Genomic DNA, 20,992 nt, shown 5'->3' with positions numbered 1-20,992 from the left:
CTCGGATCGTCAGCCAGGTCACGAGGAGAACGATGCCCACCCGCCGCGCGGAGACCAGCCAGGAGAGCCGCAGGCTGCTGATCGAGGCGGCCGCGACCGCGTTCGCGAACCGGGGTTACCGGCAGACCACGGTGGCCGACATCGCCGATCTCGCCGGGATCAGCCGCGGGTCCATCCCGTGGCACTTCGGCAACAAGGAGGGGCTGCTGCTCGCGGTGGTGGAGCACGCGTTCGAGCTGGTCTCGCGCAATACCGCGGAACCGCGGCGCCCCGGGCCGGAGGGGCTGCGCGACCTGACCGACCAGAGCGCGGCGTTCGTCCGGCAGCCGATCACCAAGCTGATGATCAGCCTGCTCGGGGACGCGATGGACCAGGATTCGCCGGTGCACGACCGGTACGTCGAGCTCCACCGCGCGATGCGGGCGCACATCGCGGCCTGGGCGGAGCAGCCGTACGAGGGGTACCGGTTGCCGGAGGGGGTGACTCCGGACGACGTCGGCCTGGTGGTGCTCGGCGCGACGATGGGCATCCACCAGCAGTGGCGGCTGGCGCCGGAGGTGGTGGATTTGGATCGGGGATTCGAGACTTTGAGACGGGTGCTTCTTGCTTCGTTTCGGCCGTTGTAGGTGGGGCCATCCCGATTTTTCAGTGTGCCGTGTTTTGGGCTGTGGATCGGGGATGGGGAGGTGTGGGCTGGGTGGGTGGTTGGGTTGCGTTGCCGGGTGGCGGTTTGGTGCCCGACTATCAGTCCCAGCGCCAGAGGGAAGGGGGGCGGCCGCCTTTCGGGAGGGCGGCGGCGTGTTCGGTGGTCCGTCGCAGGCCGGGGACGCGTTCCATGGTGCGGCCCAGGTTGGCGGGGTAGGGGCGGTCGCCGGTCAGGGCTTCGGTGGCGTCCAGGGCCTGCGCGGTGGTGAAGTCGTTCCCCATCAGGCCCGCGGTGAACTCCACGTGCCGCCACAACCGGTCCGCCAGCAGCGGGCGGCAGTCCGCCACGATCCGGTTGTGGTCGAACGCCAGGTCCGGCACGTCATCCAGACGGCACCACCGCACCCCCTCACCGGCCGCCCTCGCCGTGGCCCACAGTGCGATGGACAGGGTCGGGCCGCGCGGGTCGCGGGACGGCTCGTCGAAGGTGGTCAGCTGGCCCGTGCCGGACAGCGCGTCCGACGGCAGGCCGAGCTTGGTGACCACCGCCCTCGTCCCCGCCTCCCGCAACCGCTCCCCGAGGCCGAGCAGCACCCCGGGCAGCGCGAGTTCCCCCTGGAACGGCTCCGCGGCCCGCGGCGCGACCCCCAGTAGCACAGTCCGCTCACCCGGGTCGAAGCGCACGACCAGCACATCCACGGACACCGGCGTCGACTCGATCACACGCCGATTGTGACCGGCGCCCGATAATCCGCGCGGTCCGGCCCGTACCCGGCGAGCGCGACCGGCCGCCGGGTGCCGAACCACGCCAGTGGGTCGTCCAGTTCGACCGCGGGCGTGCCGTGGTCGAGCACCACGCGTGGACGGTCGGCGTCGAGGTGGGTCACGGCGAGGGCGTCCACGCCGTCGCAGGCCGCGATCGCGTAGTCCAGCAGGGCCGCGTCGAGGTGCCCCACGCGCCACGCGCCCTGGTACTTCCCGGTGCCGTTGTGGCGTTCGGGGAACTGGGCCAGCAGCGCCGCGTCCTCGGTCGGGAACGGTCCGGCACCGTGCCGGGTGTGGTAGGTCCGGGTGACGCCCAGCACGGTGTGCGGGCGTCCGGCCAGCAGGGCGCGCGCGTTGTGCGGGGTGGTGGTCGACCACGTCGTGTGCGGGTGGAACCCGTGGTGCTCGTCGAGGAGAACCCCCTGCGCTCCCTCGAAGACCACCCGGCCGCGGTCGGCCAGCCGCCCGGCCTCGCCGCTGTCGGTGAACCGGACCGCGTCGGCGAAATCGCGGTACAGCGACACCAGCTCGTCCACGCTGTGCGGCGGGCTGGCGAGCGGCTCGTAGAACCGGGCCAGCGCGTCGAGCTTGCGCCGCAGCACGGCGGGCCGGGCGCAGTCGGCGACGGTCGGCGCGTCCGCCCGCAGCGAGTACCAGACGGTCTCGCCGATGCCCTTGCCGCACGAACCGTGCCGCTGGTCACCACGGGCGTCCTCGCGGGCGCGGTTGGCGTGGATGTGGAACGGCGTGGTGAGCAGCGCCCGGCCGTCCACGCTCAGCAGCGCGAGCGGGTTGCGCACCCCGGCGGCTTCCAGCTGCCGGGCTTCGGTGGCCAGCGCGAATGGCTCGACCAGGACGTACCGCGAGAGGTGGGTGGGCACCCCGGCGAAGGTGCCCGCCCCGAACTGGCTGAACGTGTGGTGCCGCCCGTCGGCCACCACGTTGTGCGCGGCCTGCGCACCGCCGTTGAACCGGATGACCGCGGTGGTGGGCCGGGCCGCGCACAGGGCGTCGACCACGGCCCCCTTGCCCTCGTCGCCGAACCCGAGCCCGACCACCACCACGTGCCCGTCGAGGTTCACCGCAGCACCACGTCGTCGGGACCGCCTGCCTCGGGCACCGCCGAGGTGACCACCGAGCGGGCACCCAGCCGGGTCAGCGCCTTGCCGACGGCCTCGCCTTCCGCGGCCGAGCCGACGTCGGCGAGATCGGCCAGCGCCTGGTCGACGTCGACCACCTGCTCCTCCAGCCCGATCGTGGCCGCGATCAGCTCGCACACCGCGCCCGGGTCGTCGAGCTTGAGGAAGTTCTGGCCGAGCAGCCCGCTCCAGTGCTCCGCGATGTCCGGGTGGTTGAAGTACGACGACTGGTTGGGCAGCACGAAGTAGACGTGCCACTTGCGTGCCAGCTCCCGGTACACCGAGGCGGGGTCGATGTCCTGGCGCAGGTCGTCGCCGATGATCCGGCGCACGTGCTTCGCCTGCAGCGAGGGCTTGTTCAGCTCGTCACCGATGATGAACAGGTAGCCCTTGCGACCGCGCTTCTGCCACGCGTCGGTCACCACGTGCCGCGCCATGAAGTAGGCGGCCAGCTCGTACGACTCGCTCTTCTGCCCGCCGCCCCCGCCTTCGAGGAAGATCGTGCGGAGCTGCTCGTCCATCCGGTTGTCCGACTCGAACTGCCCGACCTGCAACGGGACCCGGTCACTGTCGGCGTCCCCGATGGCGCCGAAGAGGACCTGCGGATCGGTCAGGTACCCGCGGCGCTGGATCAGGCCGTGCAGCTTGCCGAGCTTGCCCTGCATGATCCGCGGCACGCGGCGCATCGAGCCGGTGACGTCGAACAGCACGGCGATCGGCGTCGAATCGCCGTGGTCGGCCGAATCGCGGCACTCCCGGGTCGCGTTCCTCGGGTTGAGCGCGGGCGCGACCTTCCATTCGCGCGCCGGCTTGTTGCGGAGGTCGGCGGTGTAGCCGAAATCGTCCTCGCCCTTGGCCGCGCGGAAGGTCTTCGCGGCGGCGTAGGCGTTGTCGTCCCAGTGTCCGTATCCCATGGTCAGGCTCCTGTCTCGGGAAGGGTGAACGGTCTGAAGGTGCGCGGGCCGTACAGCTCGTCGAGCAGGTCGTCGTACTCGTCGAGCAGGTCGGCGGCGTCGGGTCGTTGGGCCGGGGAGTCCTGCGTGCACCAGGTGGCGAACGTGCGTTGCCGTTCTTCGTCCGGTGCCAGGAGATCCGCCATCATCGTGTGGAGCATGTGGACGTCGGTGGCCGCGGTCATCGGTTGTCCTTTGTGGACTTCCGGCGGGTAGTCGGCGGAGTTGTCCACCGCCACCGGGAGTTCGCCCTCGCCGACCGCGAACGACCAGCCGACCAGCACGATCCCGTGTTGTTCCGGGTGGACCAGCACGTTGTCCGCGGTGATGTGCCCGTGGACAACGCCGGCGCGGTGCGCCCCGGCCACCGCGCGCAGCAGGCGGCGGTGCATCCAGGCGTAGTCGCGCCCGTCGAGGCCGCCGGGGAACGCCTTCCGGATGTCGGCGAGCGTGGTGAAGCCGTCGACGAGCGGGTCGAGCACGGTGAAGGCGCGATCGCCGCGGGCCACCGGGCCCGAGGTGTCGATCAGGCGGGGGTAGTAGGGGCGGAGCCAGCGGTGCCGCTCGGTCAGGTCGTCGAGGGCGCGCAGGGCCGTCCATTCGGTGTGGAGGAGGGGGTTGAGGGCCGGGTTGCGGACGAGCTTGACCAGGTGGGGCCCGGTGGTGCGGTAGGTGGTCGCGACGCTGCCGACCGCGTGCGGGGTGGTGAGGGTGTAGCGGGAGGTCGCCGTGGTGACGGTCTGGTGGCGGGCTCGCTTCCAGTCGTCGTAGAGGCGGTTGAGCGTGGCGGCGGCGCGGTGGGCGCGCTCGTCGCCGGGGTTGCGGTCGGGGTGGAGCGCGCTCGCCAGCTCGCGGTACCGGCGGCGCGCGGCCACGGGATCGCCGTCGAACAACGCGGCGGCGGTGGTCGCCTTCTCGATCTTCGCGATGGCGTCGTCCCTGGTGAGCATAGTTTGAGTCTACAAGACTCTTACTCGGGATGGCAAGCGGTGTCCGGTCGGCTGGGGTGGCTCCGACGTTCCCGGCGAGGCGGCGCATCCTGGCGTCGCGAGGTGGAAGGAGCCCGATGAAGTACTTGATCTTGCTGTACGGCACGCAGGCCGACGCGCGCACCGACGCGACCGACCTCCTGGACGACGTCAACCGCGAGTTGCGCGAGTCCGGGGAGTTCGTCGAGGCCCAGGGGCTCGCCGAACCCGCGCGCGCCCGGCGGGTCGAGCACCTGCGCGGCGTGCCCGTGGTCACCGACGGACCGTTCGCCGAAACGCAGGAGGTGCTGGCCGGGTACTGGCTGGTCGACTGCGCCGGGCTGGAGCGGGCGACGGAAATCGCCGCGCGCTTCGGGGGGACGGCCGACGTGCGCGAGGTCGAGTGCGCGGCCGAGGTCGACTTGGCGCCCGCCTGCGTGGCGATGGCCGAGCTGGTCATGGGCACCGCCGACGACCAGCTCGCCCTGCCGACCCCCTGCACCGACTACCCCGTGGCCGACCTCATCCGGCACGTCGACGAGGTGGCGGGCGGCGGCGCCGAGCTGGGCGACGGCTGGCGAGTCCGCGTGGCCCGCCAGCTCGCCACCCTCCGGCGGGCGTGGATCGACCCGGCGGCGTGGACGGGCACGGGCCACCTGGACCTGCCGAAGCGGACGTGGGGCCGGATCGTGCTGACCGAACTCGTCGTGCACGGCTGGGACCTCGCCACTGCGACCGGGCAGCCGTTCGACCTGCCCGCCGGCACCCTGCGCGCCTGCTTCGACCACGTCGCCGAGTTCGTGCCCAACGCACCGCTGCCGGAACTGTGGGGACCGCCCGTCGAGGTGCCCGCCGACGCCGCGCTGCTCGACCGGATCGTGGCGCTCACCGGCCGCGATCCGCGGTGAGCGCGCCTAGCATCTGTCCATGGACATCACCATCCACACCACCGTGCTGCCGCACGAGGACCCGGACGAATCGCTCGCCTTCTACCGCGACACCCTCGGCTTCGAGGTCCGCAGCGACGTCGGCCAGGGCAAGATGCGCTGGATCACCGTCGGCCCCGCCGACCAGCCGGGCACCTCCATCCTGCTGGCGCCACCCGCCGCCGATCCCGGCATCACCGAGGACGAGCGCGCCACCATCGCCCAGATGATGGCCAAGGGCACCTACGGCTGGATCCTGCTGGCCAGCCGTGACCTCGACGGCACCTTCGAGAAGGTCAGCGGCGGCGACGCCGAAGTGGTCCAGGAACCGACGATGCAGCCGTACGGCGTGCGCGACTGCGCGTTCCGCGATCCCGCCGGGAACCTGGTCCGCATCCAGGAGGTCGCCTGAGCCGGTCAGGAATCGAGAAGCGCCCGCCGCCGGCCCGGATCTAGCGTGATCGGCATGACGACCATCGATCACCTCACCCTGGACGTGCCGGACGTGGCGGCCGCCCGGCAGTTCTACGCCACCGCCTTCGACCTGGACGAAAGCCGCCTGCGGCTGCGGGAAGGGGCGCCGCCCAGCACCGGTTTCCGCGGCTACACCCTGTCCATCACGGTTTCCCAGCCGTCCACAGTGGATAGCTTCGTGCGGTCGGCGCTGGCCGCCGGTGCCACCACGCTGAAGCCCGCCGAGAAGTCGCTCTGGGGTTACGGCGCCGTGGTGCGGGCCCCGGACGGCGCGATCTGGAAGGTGGCGACCTCGGCGAAGAAGGACACCGGCCCGGCCACGCGGCAGATCGACGACCTGGTGCTCCTGCTGGGCGCCGAGGACGTGTCCGCGAGCAAGCGCTTCTACGCCGAGCACGGCCTGCCCGTGGCGAAGAGCTTCGGCCGGATGTACGTCGAGTTCGAGAGCGGTAAGGCGGTCAAGCTGGGCCTGTACCGGCGCCGCGCACTGGCCAAGGCCGCCGGGGTGCCCGCGGACGGCTCCGGCGCGCACCGGATCACCATCGGCGGCGGTTCCTTCACCGACCCGGACGGCTTCTCGTGGGAGAACGACCGTTGACCCGGGCGTTTTGCGCTCACCAGAAGGAAAATCCCGGGACCACCGGGCCGGGGTATCTGTAGCCGGGCTTCCCGCTCCTCTCTCATCGTGCCGTTGGCACGGCGGAAAAATGATGAGGGAGAAGGAAAAGGATGACCAGCAGCCCCGGTTCCGAGTCCATGGTCTGCCTGGATCGGGCACTGCGGATACAGCAGGTGAACCAGGAGTTCTTCACCCGGTTCGGGCTGGCGCCGGACGACGAGTTCTCCGGCCTGGTGCACCCGAGCCTGCGGCAGGCGGTGTGCCGCGGCCTGACCGGGCTGACCGAGGGCGGGCGGCACCGCTTCAGCGCGCACGTGGTGCTGCTGGACGCGGCCGGGGTGCCGTCACCGGCGACGCTGACCGCGGTCTCGGTGTGTGACGCGGGCGGGGTGACCACGGTGCTGGTCGTCCTGCGCCCGGTGTCGGACGCCGACGCGGAAGTGGTGACCGGCAAGCGGAAAATACTGTCCGAAATGGACGCCCGGATCCTGGAGGGCATCGCGGCGGGCACCTCCACCATCCCGCTGGCGTCGCGGCTGTTCCTGAGCAGGCAGGGGGTGGAGTACCGGGTCAGCGGCCTGCTCCGGAAGCTGAAGGTGCCCAACCGGGCGGCGCTGGTGTCGCGCGCCTACTCGCTGGGCGTGCTGAACGTCGGCAGCTGGCCGCCCAAGGTGGTCGACGACTTCGTCAAGTAGGCGGTCAGCCCGGCTTCTTGGCCAATAGGTAGGCCTGCGGCGTCTTTTCGTGCGGTGGCTGGGGTTGCCGCACCAACTGGGCTTCCAGCACCAGCCCCGCATCGGTGAGCCACTCCGTCACGTGCTCCGGCCGCAGGCGGAACGCCTCGATCGAGACGTCGTGCCCGTAGGCGTGGGTGATGTGCCGCCGCTCGTCGCCGACCTGGAAGGCGGTCAGCAGGCACCCGCCCGGTGCCAGCACGCGCGCCAGTTCCGCGGCCACCCGCGGGAGCCGCGCCGGCGGGGTGTGGATGAGCGAGTACCACGCCAGCGCGCCCGCCAGCGATCCGTCCTCGAGGTCCAGCACCTCCAGCGAACCCACCTCGAACCGCAGTCCGGGGTGGGTCCGCCGGGCCACGGCGATCATGCCGGGGGACAGGTCGACGCCGAACACGTCCAGCCCGAGCCCGGCCAGGTGGCCGGTCAACCGGCCGGGGCCGCAGCCGAGGTCGCCGACCGGGCCCGCGGTGCCGACGAGCTCGGCTAAGGTGGTGAGCATCGACCGGTCCCACGGGCTGCCGTCGAGGTGGTCGTGGAGCAGCTCGGCGTACGCCTCCGCGACGGTGTCGTAGGCGATCCGCGTCTCGTCGGTCATGATCGCCACGCTAGCGGCCGGTCTCGGTCAGGTGCGGCACTTCTTGTACTTGTCGTAGGCGACCTTCGCGGCATGCTGGGCCTCCGCGGCCCGCTTCTTGAAGTTGGCGGCCGCCGCCGCGTCCCCCGCGGCGGCGGCCTTCTTCGCCAGTGTGAGGTACTGCTGCGCCTGCGCTTCGTGCGACTTCGCGGCCTTCAGGTACTTGTCGCACACGGTCACGTCCGACATCGTCCCGGCGGGCGCCGCCGCGGCCACCGCGGGCGCCCCCAGGCCGCCCGCGAGGCCGAGCGCCAGCACGGCGGCCGAGCCGGTGATGAACTTCCTGATCGTCACCACGATCTCCCCTTCGTTCGTTCGGTCGCGGCCATGCTGTCCCGCCCCGGTTTCATCCCGCTTTCCTGCCGAGGAGAGTTCTGGTAACAATTCTAACGACCGTTCAAGTTTCTCTCTCGAAGGGCCCGCCATGGCCAACCCCTACCGCGAGCTGTTCGCCGCCCGCGGCTCGCTGGCGTTCACCGCCGCCGCGCTGGTCGCCAGGACCGCGGCACCGATGACCGGCATCGGGATCATCACCATGCTTTCGCAGCTCCGGGGCGACTACGCGCTGGCGGGCGCGGTGTCCGCCTGCTTCACGCTGTCGATGGCCCTGCTCGGCCCGCGGATCTCCCGGCTGGTCGATCGCCGCGGCCAGAGCCGGGTGCTGCTGCCCGCGTGCGGGATCAGCGTGGCTTCGCTCGGCGCGCTGCTGCTGTGCACCAGCTACGGCGCGCCAGCCTGGTCGTTGTTCGTGTTCGCGGTGCCCGCGGGCTGCCTGCCCAACATGGCCGCGATGGTCCGGGCGCGCTGGACGCAGCTCTACCGGGAGTCCGCGCGGCTGCACACCGCGTTCTCGTTCGAGTCGGTGGTCGACGAGATCACCTACGTCTTCGGCCCGGCGTTGTCGGTGGCGTTGTGCACCACGCTGTTCCCGCAGGCGGGACCGCTCGTGGCGGCTGTGCTGCTGGCCATGGGCACGCTGCTGTTCACCGCCCAGCGCGCCACGGAACCGCCCGTGCACGCCCCGGTCCCCGGTCCGGTGAAGTCGGTCGTCCGCGATCCGGCGGTGGCGGTACTGGTGCTGGCGCTGACCGCGGGCGGCACGATCGTCGGCACGGTGGACGTGGTGAGCATCGCCTTCGCCGAAGCGCGGGGGAACACGATGGCCGCGGGAGTGGTGGTTTCGGTGTACGCCATCGGATCCGCAGTGGCGGGCCTGGTCTTCGGCGGGCTCAAGCCGACCGTGCCGCTGCCGCGCCTGCTGTTGTTCGGCACCCTGGGCACGGCGCTCACCACGGTGCCGATGCTGCTGGTCACCAGTGTCACCGGGCTGGCCGCGGCGGTGTTCTTCGCCGGGGTGTTCTTCGCGCCCAGCATGATCGTGATCATGACGCTGGTGGAGCGCATCGTGCCGGCGGCGGCGCTGACCGAGGGCATGACGTGGGCCCTCACCGGGCTGAACACCGGGGTCGCGCTGGGGGCCGCGGTGTCGGGTCAGGTGGTGGACGGCTTCGGCGCGGCGGGCGGGTTCACCGTGGCGGTGGTCGCGGGCGGGGTCGCGCTGCTGGTGGTGCTGGCCGGGCACCGGGTGCTGGCGGTCCGGTTACGCTGAGCCGGATCATCGGGAGGTGCCAGTGCCGGACGGTCGCCGCGTCAAGGGTGAGCGGCGCAAGCAGGAACTCATCGAAGCCACGCTGCGCGTCGTCGCGCGCGACGGGGTGGCCGGGGTGAGCCACCGGACGGTTTCGAAGGAAGCCGGGCAGCCCGCCACCTCGGCCGCGTACTACTTCAGCAGCATCCAGGACCTGCTCACCGCCGCGCTGACGCGGGTGATGGACGAGGACGCCGAGCGCATGCACCGCCTGGCCGCCGCCGCGGACGGGGGCGCGGACGGCCTGCGGGACCTGGCCGCGCTGATGGCGGAGGTGGTCCGGGGCCCGAGCAGGCTGCTCGCCGAATACGAGCTGTACCTGCTGGCGGCGAAGGACGCGTCGCTGCGTCCGCCCACCGAACGCTGGATGGCGGCGCTGGCGGACTTCGCCGGCCGCTTCACCGACGACGCGGTGCGGGTCCAGACGTTCGTCGGCCTGGTGGACGGCGTCATGCTGCAGGCACTCCTGACCGACCACCCACCCACCGCCCCCGAATTCGAAGCCGTGCTCAGAACCGTGCTCCCCCAGGGAGGTTGAGCTCGGAGCGAGCTATCAGCGCTCCTTATGGTGGTCTTGGGGATTGCCGCCTACCGGGGGTGGTCGTCCTGTGTTCTGATCTCGCAGCACGGGCGTGGTCGCGACGAAGCGGCCCGGCCTCGCGGGAGAGGACAGACACGTTGATTGTGTTGCACACGACAATCGCGATTGTCGTTGTGGTGCTGCTCATCCTGGTGACCAGGGTGGACCCGGTCATCGCACTGGTCGTCGGCTCGATCTACCTCGGGCTCACCGGCGGACTGGGGTTCGACGGCACCATGAAAGCCATCGCCGAGGGGTTCGGCGAGATCATGGCCGAAGTCGGACTGCTGATCGGATTCGGCGTATTGCTGGGATCCTTGCTGCATTCACTGGGCGCCTTGCGGAAACTGGTCGAACTGCTCGTGCGCGGGCTCGGCCCGCGCAAGATCCCGCACGTGCTCGCCGTGGTGCTGAGCACCGTTTTCCCGTCCATCTACGTGGATGTGCAGCTCGTGCTCGCCGCCCCGCTGGCCCGTGCCGCCGCGCCGCGCATGGGCCGCAACGGGCTCGCCATGATGGGTGGGTCGCTCACCGCGGGCATCCTCGTCGGGTACGTCTTCGTGGTGCCGGGACTGGGCACCATCGCCATCGCCGGTCTGCTCCACGTGCCGCTGGGCTCGATGCTGGTCTACGGCTTCGTGCTCGCCCCGCTCACCGTCGTCCTCACCATGCTGGTCTACGGCTGGTTGCTCAACCGGGGCTTCTGGAACGCGGCGAAGGACGAGTCCGATGTGGAGGTCGAGGAACCCGCCGAGGTGGAGGCACCGGTCCGGCGGATGCCGCCGCTGGCCGTGTCGCTGCTGCCGATCGTGGTGCCGTTGCTGCTCATCGCGACCGGCGCGATCACCGAGGCGGCCGGGGTCGAGTCCACTGTGCTCGCTTTCCTCGGTGACCCCGTGTTCGCGTTGTTCGTCGGCCTGCTCGGCGCCTACCTCCTGGCGCGCCGGACGCTCGGCCGCGCGCAGGTCGCCGAGTCGATGACCAAGGGGTTCAACTCCACCGGGCAGATCCTGCTGATCACCGGCGTCGGCGGTTCGCTCGGCGCGGTCATCGGCAAGACCGGGCTGGAGGACGTGCTCGGCGGCCTCTTCTCCGCCGAGGCCGGGGTGCCGGTGGTGGTGACCATCCTGCTGGCCTGGCTGGTCGCGGCCGTGCTGCACCTGGCGATCGGCTCGATCTCGGTGGCCGCCATCACCGCCGCCGGCATTCTCGCCCCGATCATGGGCGGCCTCGACGTGCCGCCCGCCGTGCTCGGGCTGGCGATCGGTTCCGGCGCCCTGTTCGCCCTGCACGTGAACAGCAATTTCTTCTGGATGTTCCAGACCATGCTCGGGGTGACCACGCGGGGCGCGCTGAAAGCGCTGACCTTCGTCACCGCACTGGCGTCCGTGGTTTCCCTCGTGTTCGTCTCGGCCCTCAGTTTTGTGGTGTGACCACCGGCAGGAAGAAGGATATGCAGCCCCTCCGTGGAGTGACCGTGGTTTCGCTGGAGCAGGCGATCGCCGCTCCCTACGCCAGCCGTCACCTGGCCGATCTCGGCGCCAGGGTGATCAAGGTGGAACGGCCGGGCGTCGGCGATTTCGCCCGCGCCTACGACACGCGCGTCAACGGCCTGAGTTCCCATTTCGTCTGGGTGAACCGGAACAAGGAATCGCTCACCCTGGACATCAAGCAGCCGCGTGGCAAGGAAATCCTCCGGCGGTTGCTGGCCGACGCCGACGTGTTCATCCAGAACCTGGCGCCCGGCGCCGCCGCCCGCGCCGGGCTCGGTGCCGGGGAATTGCGGGCAGCGCACCCGAAGCTGATCGTCTGCGACATCTCCGGTTACGGCACGCCGGGGCCGTACGAGACGATGAAGGCCTACGACCTGCTGGTGCAGAGCGAGGCCGGACTCCTGTCGGTCACCGGGAACGGTGACGACATGGCCAAGGCGGGCATCTCGGTGTCCGACATCGCCGCGGGCATGTACGCCTACAGCTCGATCCTCGCCGCGCTCCTGGACCGCGGCCGGACCGGGAAGGGCGCGCACATCGACGTCTCCATGCTGGAGTCCACAGTGGAATGGATGGGCTTCCCGCTCTACTACGCCTACGACGGCGCGCCGCCGCCGGTGCGCGCGGGCGCGGCCCACGCGACCATCTACCCCTACGGCCCCTTCGAAGCGGGGGACGGCGGGGTGGTGATGATGAGCATCCAGAACGAGCGCGAATGGCGTACCTTCTGCGAGGAGTTCTTGGCCCGCCCCGAAATCGCCACCGACCCCGACTACGCGACCAACGCCGACCGCAACACCAACCGCGAGGCGCTGGGCGCGCTCGTCTCCGCGCGGTTCGCCGAGCTGACCGCCGCCGAGGCGATGGACCTGCTCGCCGCGATCCCGATCGCGCACGCCAGGGTCAACTCGATGGCCGAGGTCTGGAACCACCCGCAGCTCACCGCGCGCGGGCGCTGGCACGAGGTCGGCACACCGGCCGGTCCGGTCCCGTCACTTTCCCTGCCGGGCCTGGTCACCGGCGAGCCCAGGATGGACCCGGTGCCGGAACTCGGCAGCCACACCCGCCCGATCCTCGCCGAACTGGGCCTGAGCGAAGCGGAGATCGACGGCCTGATCGAGGACGGTGCCGCATGACCCTCACCACCGCGGTCAGCTGGTTGTTCGTGCCCGCGACCAGGCCGGAACGGTTCGCCAAGGCCACCGCCAGCGGGGCCGACGCCGTGATCATCGATCTGGAAGACGCCGTGGCCGAGGCCGACAAGGCGACCGCGCGCGAGGCGCTGCGGGCGCACTGGCCCGCGGATTCGCCGGTGCCGGTGGTGGTGCGGGTCAACGCCGCCGGCACCCCGGAAGCCGCGGCGGACCTGGCGTTGTGCCGCGAGCTGTCCCCCGCCGCCGTGGTGCTGCCCAAGGCGGAGTCGGCCCGCGACGTGCTCGCCGTCGGGGGCCCGGTGCTCCCGTTGATCGAGACCGCGCGTGGCCTGGTGAACCTGGCCGAGATCGCCGCCGCCGAGCCGGTGGTCCGGCTGCTCTTCGGCAGCATCGACCTGGCCCTCGACCTGGGCGTCACCGACGATGCGGCGCTCGACCCGTCGCGCAGCGACCTCGTCCGCTGGTCGGTGGTGAGTTCGCTGCCCGCCCCGGTGGACGGGGTGAGCACGGCCATCCGCGACACCGAGGTCGTGACCAGGGACGCCACGCGGGCGAAGGGCTGGGGGTTCGGCGGCAAGCTGTGCATCCACCCGGTGCAGGTTCCGCTGGTCCACGCGGCTTTCGCGCCCTCGGCGGCCGAAGTGGACTGGGCTCGGCGGGTGCTGGCGGTCGACCTTGACGGCGCGGCGAGCCTGGACGGTGAGATGATCGATCGTCCGGTCGTCGAACGGGCCCGGCGGATCGTCCGGGAGGCCGAACGCGCGTGAGGGAGGGCGGCAGCGTGGACATCGCCCATCTGCGCGACCTCATCGCCGTCGTCGAATCGGGCAGCCTGTCCCGCGCGGCCGGGCGGTTGCACGTGTCGCAGCCCGCGATCAGCCAGCGGATGGCGCAGCTCGAAGCGCACCTGGGCGTGCGGTTGCTGGACCGCGGGCCGCGCGGTGTGGTGCCCACTTCGGCGGGGCGGGCGCTGTACCGCGACGCCCAGCAACTCGTCCGGCAGTTCGACCGGCTGTCCGAGACCGCCGTCCAGGGGCGCCACCACATCCACGGCCCGGTCGCGGTCGGCCTGCCGACGACGGTCGCGACACCGCTGGCGGCCGCGTTGTTCTCCTGGACGAAGGCCCGCCACCCCGGCATCCACCTGCAGTTGTTCGAGTCGATGAGCGGGTACATCCACGAACTGCTGCTGGTCGGCAGGCTGGACCTGGCCGCGGTGTACCCGGAGAACGACGCGCCGCGGCCGGGGGAGACGCCGCTGTACTCGGAGGAGCTGTACCTGATCGGCCAGCCGTCGCCGCGGCCGCGCTCGGACGAGGAGGTGTCGCTGGACGAGTTGCGGTCGGTGCCGCTGGTGACGCCCGGCGGCCGCAGCAACCTGCGCACGCTGATCGATCGCGCCTTCGCCGGTCAGGGACTGGTGCCGACCGTGGTCGCCGACGTGGAGTCGCTCGGCACGATGGTGCGGATCGCGGAGATCGGGGAGGCGTGCACGATCCTGCCGCGGTCGGTGGTCGCCGGGCACGGCCAGGACCTGGGCGTGCGGCGGATCGTCGACCCGTCCCTGCGACGGCACGTCGCGCTGCGCGCGTCGGCGGAGCTGTACGAACCCCGTGATTCGGTGGCCGCGGTTCGCCAGGGCATCGTCGAGGTGACCAGGGAACTCGCCGCCGACGGCCGCTGGCCGGGCATCGTCCCGTCCACTGTGGACTGACATGGCCCGGTTCCTCCACCTCAACGGACCGTCCGGCGTCGGCAAGTCGACGACGGCCCAGCGGTACGCCGACGCGCACCCGATGGCGCTGAACCTGGACATCGACCGGGTGGTGAGCCTGCTCGGCGGGTGGCAGGACGACTTCTGGACCGCGCTACCCGCCGGGCGCGCGCTGGCCATCGGCATGGCGGAAACCCACCTGCGCGCGGGGCACGACGTGGTGATGCCGCAGCTGGTGACGAAGGTGGCCGAAGCCCTTCGCTTCGAAGAGGCGGCGGCCCGCGCCGGTGCCGAGTACGTCGAGGTCGCGCTGACGGTGGGGAAGCGGGAGCAGGCCGCGCGGTTCGAAGGCCGGGCCGACAGCAGCGAGTGGGCTCGGCACATGCACGCCATCGTCGCGCGTGACGGCGGTCCGGTCCTGCTGGCGCGGATCCACGACCACTTCGCGCCTACCTGGCGGAACGGCCGTCGTGCGTGGTCGTGCCCACCGACGGCCTCGGCCCGGAGGCGACCTACGCGGCCGTCACCGGTGCGCTGGCTCAGGGGCGGACGAACACGGAGAAGTAGATCGGGCGGCGGCCGGGGAGGAGTTCGCGGTCCTGCTCGTCGACCATCTTCCAGTAGACGCGGCAGTCGACCGGGGCGGTGGGCGGGGCGCTGACCGTGACGGTGACCTGGACGTGCTGCTGCGGGAGGGTGTCGTTGATCGGGATGCGTTCCGGCGTGCGGCAGGCGTTCGGGGCCACCGGCAGGTCGGTGCGCCGGAGGAAGCGGTTGCGCCACTCGACGGTGCCGGTGTTCTGGATCTCCCACACCTTGACGAACTGCTCACCGGGCTTGACCACGGTGTCGTCCGGGATGGTCACGTCGCCGACGAAGCTGCTGGAGTCGCCGGGGTAGGGCGGCCCGGCCGGCTCCGGCGCTGCGGCCTCCTCCTGCCGGGGCAGCAGCACCACCACGACCACCGCCACGGCCGCGACCAGGAACGCCGCCAACGGCACGACGACCCGCTTCGACCGCCACCACGACACGGCTTCGGGCTCGTCGGCACCCACCGCGGTGACTGCCGGCAGCTGCGGTGGAGCCGAGGGAGTCGACTCCGAGAGCGCGAGCTGCACCCCCAGCCAGCGGGCGTGCCACTCCTCCTCGTCACCGTCGCAGGCGCGGATGAACTCGCGCACGGTCTCCCAGGGCTGCAGCCGCCTGCCGGTGACGGTCAGGTGCAGGGTGGCGTGCGACACCGCGCCGGACTTGGCCGCCATCTTCCGGAAGGACGGCTCGCCCGCCCGTGCCCGCAGCTCCCGCAGCCCGGCCATGAACGATTCCAGCTCGGGTGCCCGCTCTCCCGCTTGCAGTCTCGGCACGCTCCCCTCGCGGTCGTGTCAGATGGACACGACTTCTTGTCACTCTCCGCGACTGGGCAACTATACCGCGAACACCCGCGCCGATGCCGTGCTGACCAGGCGAATCGTCTGTTCGCCCGGCTGTCAGACGCTGTCAACCTGCGGCTTCTGACGTCAGATGTTGCGTCCAGGTGGTTCCGGACACGCACTCGTCCGGGCCAGTGTCGACCACACGTTGTTCGCAGGGAGCAGCATCGAGTGAAGGAGCAGTCATGCGCAAGGTGGCAACCGCCGCGGTGTTCACCGCCCTTTCCGCGGCCGCGCTCACGGGCACGATCGGGCAGACCGCGGTAGCCGCCCCGGCGGTGAACATGGAGGCCGTGGTCAAGGCGGCCATGTGGGACCCGTACAAGCCCGACCAGTCGATCACGCCGGGTTCCGGTGACAGCGTCAAGGTGGTCGAGGAGGCGCTCGCGGCGAAGAACCTGCTGGACAAGAAGCAGGTCGACGGGCACTTCGGCACGACGACGGTGACCGCGTACCAGAAGTACCAGAAGTCGCTGGGGCACAGCGGCCTGGCGGCCAGCGGGCTGCCGGGGAAGGGCTCGCTCGCCGAACTCGGCAAGGGGCGGTACACGCTGACCGCCACCATCGACGTGGGCGGGAAGACCACGGTGGACGGCCAGACGCTGAACAAGCGAACCGCCGACATGATCGCCGCCGCGGAGAAGCGCGCCGGGGTGAACTTCACCATCACCCAGGGCTCGTACAACGCGGGCGGCGTCGGCGCCTCGGGCGGCACCCACGACGGCGGTGGTGCGGTGGACATCTCGGTCAGGAACATCTCCGACAAGGACGCCGCGGTGAAGGCGCTGCGGGAGGTCGGGTTCGCCGCCTGGCACCGGACCCCCAGCCAGGGCGACTGGGTCGAGCACATCCACGGCATCGCGATCAGCGACACCGACATGTCGCCGCAGGCCCAGGCGCAGGCCGGGGACTACTACCAGGGGCTGAACGGCCTGGCCAACCACAACAAGGACGACGGCCCGCAGGTCAAGAAGGTGACCTGGGAGGAGTTCAAGCGCGGGTGACCGCGACCCACTGGGGGTAGGGGCGGGCGGCCGGATCGGCCGTCCGCCCCTGCTGGTGCCGGGTGGGTGCGGTGAATGTGGCTTTCACAGCGAAATCGGCAGTGAAAGCCACATTCACGGCGTATCGGGGCGTTCCGGCGGGCCGGTCCGGAACGTGCGGCGGTAGGCGTCCGGCGGTACGCCGACGGTTCGGTTGAAGTGGCGCCTCAACGTGGTGGCGGTGCCCATGCCGACGGCCGAAGCGATCACCTCGATGCTGTCGCCGGTGGTTTCGAGTAGTTCCTGCGCTCGCCGGATCCGTTGCGTGTGCAGCCACTGCAACGGCGTCGTGCCGGTGGCCGAGCGGAACTGGCGGCCGAGGTGCCGCGAGCTCAGGTTCGCCTGGCGAGCCAGGTCCTCCACGGTCAGCGGCTGGTCCAGCCGTTCGGTCACCCAGGGCAGCAACGCGGTCAGCGGGTGGTCGTCGGTCTCCGGGACCGGCGTGGCGACGAACTGCGCCTGCCCGCCGGCCCGGTGCGGGGGCACCACCAGCCGCCGGGCGGCCGCGTTCGCCACCGCCGAGCCGTGGTCGAGGCGCACCAGGTGCAGGCACAGGTCCACCGCGGCGGCCTTGCCCGCGGAGGTGAGCACGCTGCCGTTGTCCACGTAGAGCACGTCCGGATCGACCTCCACCAGCGGGAACCGGGCCGCCAGCACGTCCGTGTGGGCCCAGTGCGTGGTGGCGCGCAGCCCGTCGAGCAGCCCGGCCGCGGCCAGCGCGAACGCGCCCGTGCACAACGACGCCACGCGCGCGCCCGCTTCGTGGGCCGCGCGCACCGCGTCCAGCAGTTCGGCCGGCGGCGGCTCGTCGACGTCGGCCAGTGCGGGGACGAGCACGGTGTCGGCCCCCACCAGCCGGTCGAGCCCGTGGTCCGGGTCCAACCGGAAACGCCCGGCCCGCAGCGGCCCCGAACCGCACACGAGCAGGTCGTAGTGCGGGGTCCCGGAACCGAAGATCTCGCAGGCCACGCCCAGTTCGAAGTGCAGCATGCCGTCGGTGGCGGCCAGCGCGACTGTGCTCATGTCCGGAATTGTACGGGTCGTGTCGTTCCGGACACTGTCACCCGGCGCCCGCCCGGGACAAGATTCCACTGTGGATGAAATGAAGGCAGTGGCGGTGTTCGGGGCCTACGGGCACACCGGACGGTTCGTGGTGGCGGAACTCCAGGCTCGCGGGTACGTCCCGCTGCCCGCCGGGCGTGACGCGGAGAAGCTCGCGGCGGCGTTCCCGGAGTTGGACACCCGCGTCGCCTCGGTGGGGGACCCCGGTTCACTCGACCGGGCGCTGGCCGGGGCGGCGGCGGTGATCAACACGGCCGGGCCGTTCGCGGTGACCGCCGCGCCGGTGCTCGAAGCGGCGTTGCGCGCCGGGATCCCGTACGTCGACGTGGCGGCCGAGATCGAGGCCAACCTCGACACGTTCGCGCACTTCGCGGACCGGGCCCGCGAGGCGGGCGTCGCGGTCGTCCCGGCGATGGCCTTCTACGGCGGCCTCGGCGACCTCCTGGTCACCACCGCGCTGGACGACTGGACGGCGGCCGACGAGGTCCACGTCGCGTACGGGCTGAGCAGCTGGCACCCCACCGCGGGCACCCGTGAAGCGGGCGCGGTCTCCCGGGAACGCCGTGGCGGCAAGCGGATCCGCTACGCCAACGGCCAGCTGGAGTACCGCGACGACGCCTTGCCGACCCTCGACTGGACCTTCCCGGAACCGCTGGGCACCCGGCCCGTGCTCGGTGAGTTCAGCATGGCCGACATCGTCACCGTGCCCAGCCACCTGCCGGTCCGCGAGGTGCGCAACTACATGACCACCACCGCCGCCCGGGACCTGGCGGGTGGAACGGCCCCGGAGGCGGTCGACGAACACGGCCGCTCCGACCAGACCTTCGTGGTCGACGTGCTCGTGCGCGCGGGCGGCGAGGAACGGCGTGCTTCGGTGAGCGGGCAGGACATCTACGCGGTCAGCGCGCCGCTGGCGGTGGAAGCCGTGCACCGGATCCTCAATGGACAGACGAGGGCGGTCGGCGTCGCCTCGGCCGGGAAGATGTTCGACGCCACGGATTTCCTGGATTCGCTGTCGGCCGTGGTCAAGCGGTCAGCTGGACGGTGACCGCCACGCGGCCCTTCTCGTCGCGCCGGGCGATCGCGTGGCCGGGACGGTCCGCGCCGTCGAGTTCGACGGAGATCGGGCCGCCTTCGCCGGTGAAGTTGCGCCACCAGTTCTTCGCGCCGGGGCCGCGCACGCCGATCACCACTGTGTTGCCGGTGCGCCGGTAGCCCACCGGAATGGTGAATGTCCGGCCCGACCGGCGACCGGTGTAGGTGACCATGGTCAGGTGCCGTCGCACCGCCGGTCCCCAGCGCCGGGATGAGCGCAGCGCCACCATGGCGGAGTTGTACCCCCGCACCGCTCGTTCCACCAGTGGTCCGCCTCGTCGCATGGTTCCTCCTTTTTCGGCCACGCTAACCAGCCCGGCCGGCGGCGGAGCGGAAGTGAGAGACCAGGCGGGCGGATCCTCTCGGTCAGCGAGCCGATTCGACCAGCGGGCGCAGTTTGTCGCCCAGCACCTCGTGGTCGAGGCCGAGCGCGAGCGTCGGGTGGTGGTTGTAGAGCTCGCTCGGGCAGTTCCGGTCGTCGCCCAGGGTGCCGGGCAGGGTGAGCTGGTCGACCACCGCGCCGTCGCCGGCTTGCCGGACGGTGACGTGGTAGTTCGTCTCGAACAGGTTGAACTCGTACGGGGCGCCGCCGCTCGCGACCGGTGACGCCGAGTACTCGCAAGTCAGGTCGCGGCCGGAGTCCGTGGTGGGTTCCACCCGCACGCACACCACCAGCTGCGTGCTCGCACGACCGGGTGCGGCCCGGGGCCCGCGAACGGGGGAGCGCCGGCGTTGAACACCATCCGCTTCGGCGAGGTGCAGACCGTGCGGTCGTCGGGATAGCCGGCGGACACCGGCCATTCCGGGCCGGCCGGTGGTGGCAGCGGCACGGGAGCGGGCCCACCGGCGCGGTCGGCGGGCCACGAGCACGGACCGGTCGCGCTGATGGTCAGCCGCGGGGTGTCCCAGGTCCAGCGCACGGTCAACCGGACGCCGTCGGCGGCCACGCCGGTGGTCACCTGGTCGCCGTCGATCCGGCGGCTCTCGTAGCCGGACACCCCGGCGCCGCTCACCCAGGAGGCCAGGTCCTCCGAGTACTTCCTGGCCCCGGCGTCCGCGGTCACCGTGCGCTCGGCGTGCGGGACCACACCCCAGGCGACGTCGTTCTCGGTGCAGCCGGTGGTCTGGCCGCGGGTGATCGGCCCGGCCTGTGCGTCGGACTCCAGCGTCTGCTCGGCCATGCCGGTCAGGTACTCGTCGAGACGCTGGGCGATCTCCGCCGCGCCGACCGCGGGCGGGGTCTTGCCCTCGTCCGGATCGGGGGTGGAGCAGGCGGTGAGCACGAGCAATCCGGTCAGCAGGACGGCACCCAGGGCTTTCACCCGGCTCATTGTCCTGGTTCAGCGGCGCATGGCCCAGGTCCTCGGCCCGCCGCGGGGCAGCTCGACCTCGGCGACCACCTCGAAGCCGAGTGTCCGGTACAGCTCGACGTTGCGCTCGGTCGAGGTCTCCAGGTACGCGGGCACCCCGGCGGCCTCCGCGGCCTCCAGACCCGGCCGGATCACCGACTTGCCCAGACCACGGCCCTGGTTGCCCGGCCGGACACCGACCGTGCCGAGGAACCACGCCGGTTCCCGCGGCCGGTGCGGGGCCAGTGCGGCCTCCGACTCGGCGGCGATCTCCGCGCGGTCACCGGCGATCTCGGCGAGTTCCGGCCCCACCTCGGCGAAGACCTGCCCGAGGTCGGTCGCATCCGGGGTGGTCCACGCGGCGACGGCCTCGGCGTGCTCGCTCACCCACACCCGGCCGTGGGGCAGGCTGATCCGGGTGAGGAACAGCCGTTGCGAGCGGGCCAGCCGCCCGGCGTGGTCGTCGGCGGCGATGGTGTGCCGGGTGAACGGGTAGTCGGCGAAGGCGAGGGACAGCGTGGTGACCGCGGCGTCGATGTCGGCGGCGGTGGCGGGACGAATGATCAT

Annotated in this window: 25 protein-coding genes and 1 pseudogene; 14 read left to right on the top strand and 12 right to left on the bottom strand. The window is 71.5% G+C overall.

Going from position 1 to position 20,992, the window contains the following annotated elements; all coding sequences use genetic code 11:
* The first annotated feature begins 32 nt into the window (after positions 1-32).
* Positions 33-626 carry a TetR/AcrR family transcriptional regulator gene (locus JYK18_RS03700; RefSeq protein WP_206800755.1) on the top strand — a complete coding sequence of 198 codons (594 nt, stop codon included), beginning with the start codon at positions 33-35 and terminating at the stop codon, positions 624-626.
* A gap of 118 nt (positions 627-744) precedes the next feature.
* Here the strand turns inward: JYK18_RS03700 and JYK18_RS03695 are convergent, their stop codons facing one another.
* Genes JYK18_RS03695 through JYK18_RS03680 form a run of 4 tightly spaced genes read right to left on the bottom strand, consistent with a single transcriptional unit; the run spans position 745 to position 4,452 of the window.
* Positions 745-1,368, bottom strand: coding sequence for an NUDIX hydrolase (locus tag JYK18_RS03695; RefSeq protein ID WP_206800754.1), 624 nt, complete (start codon positions 1,366-1,368; stop codon positions 745-747).
* Positions 1,365-2,492 (bottom strand): adenylosuccinate synthetase, encoded by a 1,128-nt coding sequence (locus tag JYK18_RS03690; protein ID WP_307795770.1) that lies wholly within the window; start codon positions 2,490-2,492, stop codon positions 1,365-1,367. The genes JYK18_RS03695 and JYK18_RS03690 overlap by 4 nt, the downstream gene beginning before the upstream one ends.
* On the bottom strand, positions 2,489-3,463 hold the full coding sequence (locus JYK18_RS03685) for a hypothetical protein (protein ID WP_206800753.1): 975 nt from the start codon (positions 3,461-3,463) through the stop codon (positions 2,489-2,491). Before JYK18_RS03685 ends, JYK18_RS03690 begins: the two co-directional genes overlap by 4 nt.
* 2 nt (positions 3,464-3,465) lie before the next feature.
* Entirely contained in the window at positions 3,466-4,452 is a 987-nt protein-coding gene (locus JYK18_RS03680) for an adenylate cyclase (RefSeq protein WP_206800752.1), read from the bottom strand.
* 116 nt (positions 4,453-4,568) lie between these two features.
* On the opposite strand from JYK18_RS03680, the gene JYK18_RS46420 reads away from it, so the two are divergent.
* From JYK18_RS46420 to JYK18_RS03655, 4 genes are all read left to right on the top strand, one after another.
* On the top strand, positions 4,569-5,378 hold the full coding sequence (locus JYK18_RS46420; RefSeq protein WP_242578932.1) for a TIGR03086 family metal-binding protein: 810 nt from the start codon (positions 4,569-4,571) through the stop codon (positions 5,376-5,378).
* Positions 5,379-5,397: 19 nt separating this feature from the next.
* A complete protein-coding gene (locus JYK18_RS03665; RefSeq protein WP_206800751.1) occupies positions 5,398-5,808 on the top strand; it encodes a VOC family protein in 411 nt (136 codons plus the stop codon).
* Between the two features lie 54 nt (positions 5,809-5,862).
* Positions 5,863-6,468, top strand: a complete 606-nt coding sequence (locus tag JYK18_RS03660) for a glyoxalase (protein WP_206800750.1) — start codon at positions 5,863-5,865, stop codon at positions 6,466-6,468.
* 131 nt (positions 6,469-6,599) lie between these two features.
* A complete protein-coding gene (locus JYK18_RS03655) occupies positions 6,600-7,184 on the top strand; it encodes a LuxR C-terminal-related transcriptional regulator (protein WP_206800749.1) in 585 nt (194 codons plus the stop codon).
* 4 nt (positions 7,185-7,188) lie between these two features.
* On the opposite strand, the gene JYK18_RS03650 is transcribed toward JYK18_RS03655, so the two are convergent.
* Positions 7,189-7,818 carry a class I SAM-dependent methyltransferase gene (locus JYK18_RS03650; RefSeq protein WP_206800748.1) on the bottom strand — a complete coding sequence of 210 codons (630 nt, stop codon included), beginning with the start codon at positions 7,816-7,818 and terminating at the stop codon, positions 7,189-7,191.
* Positions 7,819-7,845: 27 nt separating this feature from the next.
* Positions 7,846-8,151: a hypothetical protein gene (locus JYK18_RS03645; protein ID WP_206800747.1), complete on the bottom strand. Its 306-nt coding sequence runs from the start codon at positions 8,149-8,151 to the stop codon at positions 7,846-7,848.
* A 130-nt stretch (positions 8,152-8,281) separates the two neighbouring features.
* Here JYK18_RS03645 and JYK18_RS47440 point away from each other — a divergent pair, with 130 nt between their 5' ends.
* The 7 genes and pseudogenes from JYK18_RS47440 to JYK18_RS46410 all read left to right on the top strand — a co-directional run.
* Complete coding sequence (locus tag JYK18_RS47440; RefSeq protein WP_206800746.1) at positions 8,282-9,466, top strand: MFS transporter; 1,185 nt, start codon at positions 8,282-8,284, stop codon at positions 9,464-9,466.
* Between the two features lie 16 nt (positions 9,467-9,482).
* The gene (locus tag JYK18_RS47935; protein WP_307795769.1) at positions 9,483-10,043 is read left to right on the top strand and encodes a TetR family transcriptional regulator; all 561 of its coding nucleotides are present in this window, start codon (positions 9,483-9,485) and stop codon (positions 10,041-10,043) included.
* A 146-nt stretch (positions 10,044-10,189) separates the two neighbouring features.
* Positions 10,190-11,518: a GntP family permease gene (locus JYK18_RS03630; RefSeq protein ID WP_374194984.1), complete on the top strand. Its 1,329-nt coding sequence runs from the start codon at positions 10,190-10,192 to the stop codon at positions 11,516-11,518.
* A 20-nt stretch (positions 11,519-11,538) separates the two neighbouring features.
* Positions 11,539-12,714, top strand: coding sequence for a CaiB/BaiF CoA-transferase family protein (locus JYK18_RS03625; protein ID WP_206800744.1), 1,176 nt, complete (start codon positions 11,539-11,541; stop codon positions 12,712-12,714).
* Complete coding sequence (locus JYK18_RS03620) at positions 12,711-13,499, top strand: CoA ester lyase (protein ID WP_206800743.1); 789 nt, start codon at positions 12,711-12,713, stop codon at positions 13,497-13,499. The genes JYK18_RS03625 and JYK18_RS03620 overlap by 4 nt, the downstream gene beginning before the upstream one ends.
* A gap of 14 nt (positions 13,500-13,513) precedes the next feature.
* Positions 13,514-14,446, top strand: a complete 933-nt coding sequence (locus JYK18_RS03615) for a LysR substrate-binding domain-containing protein (RefSeq protein WP_206800742.1) — start codon at positions 13,514-13,516, stop codon at positions 14,444-14,446.
* A gap of 1 nt (position 14,447) precedes the next feature.
* Positions 14,448-14,813 (top strand): annotated as a pseudogene (locus tag JYK18_RS46410) (AAA family ATPase); the annotation flags it as partial.
* A 172-nt stretch (positions 14,814-14,985) separates the two neighbouring features.
* Here the strand turns inward: JYK18_RS46410 and JYK18_RS03610 are convergent.
* A complete protein-coding gene (locus JYK18_RS03610; RefSeq protein WP_206800741.1) occupies positions 14,986-15,810 on the bottom strand; it encodes an NBR1-Ig-like domain-containing protein in 825 nt (274 codons plus the stop codon).
* A gap of 251 nt (positions 15,811-16,061) precedes the next feature.
* On the opposite strand from JYK18_RS03610, the gene JYK18_RS03605 reads away from it, so the two are divergent.
* A complete protein-coding gene (locus JYK18_RS03605; protein ID WP_206800740.1) occupies positions 16,062-16,880 on the top strand; it encodes a peptidoglycan-binding protein in 819 nt (272 codons plus the stop codon).
* Positions 16,881-16,994: 114 nt separating this feature from the next.
* Here JYK18_RS03605 and JYK18_RS03600 read toward each other — a convergent pair whose 3' ends face one another.
* Entirely contained in the window at positions 16,995-17,942 is a 948-nt protein-coding gene (locus tag JYK18_RS03600; RefSeq protein ID WP_206800739.1) for a helix-turn-helix domain-containing protein, read from the bottom strand.
* A 79-nt stretch (positions 17,943-18,021) separates the two neighbouring features.
* Here JYK18_RS03600 and JYK18_RS03595 point away from each other — a divergent pair, with 79 nt between their 5' ends.
* The gene (locus tag JYK18_RS03595; protein ID WP_206800738.1) at positions 18,022-19,029 is read left to right on the top strand and encodes a trans-acting enoyl reductase family protein; all 1,008 of its coding nucleotides are present in this window, start codon (positions 18,022-18,024) and stop codon (positions 19,027-19,029) included.
* On the opposite strand, the gene JYK18_RS03590 is transcribed toward JYK18_RS03595, so the two are convergent.
* The 4 genes from JYK18_RS03590 to JYK18_RS03575 form a co-directional block, all read right to left on the bottom strand.
* Positions 19,007-19,360, bottom strand: a complete 354-nt coding sequence (locus tag JYK18_RS03590; protein ID WP_206800736.1) for a hypothetical protein — start codon at positions 19,358-19,360, stop codon at positions 19,007-19,009. The genes JYK18_RS03595 and JYK18_RS03590 overlap by 23 nt on opposite strands.
* 82 nt (positions 19,361-19,442) lie before the next feature.
* Positions 19,443-19,733, bottom strand: coding sequence for a hypothetical protein (locus JYK18_RS03585; protein ID WP_206800735.1), 291 nt, complete (start codon positions 19,731-19,733; stop codon positions 19,443-19,445).
* The gene (locus JYK18_RS03580; protein WP_206800734.1) at positions 19,700-20,398 is read right to left on the bottom strand and encodes a hypothetical protein; all 699 of its coding nucleotides are present in this window, start codon (positions 20,396-20,398) and stop codon (positions 19,700-19,702) included. Before JYK18_RS03580 ends, JYK18_RS03585 begins: the two co-directional genes overlap by 34 nt.
* A gap of 18 nt (positions 20,399-20,416) precedes the next feature.
* Positions 20,417-20,992: a GNAT family N-acetyltransferase gene (locus tag JYK18_RS03575; RefSeq protein ID WP_206800733.1), complete on the bottom strand. Its 576-nt coding sequence runs from the start codon at positions 20,990-20,992 to the stop codon at positions 20,417-20,419.

It is taken from the genome of Amycolatopsis sp. 195334CR (assembly GCF_017309385.1).
In the GTDB taxonomy this organism is placed as follows: domain Bacteria; phylum Actinomycetota; class Actinomycetes; order Mycobacteriales; family Pseudonocardiaceae; genus Amycolatopsis.
Note: the sequence above shows the minus strand (reverse complement) of the source record. Positions and strands in the feature narration are given on the sequence as shown.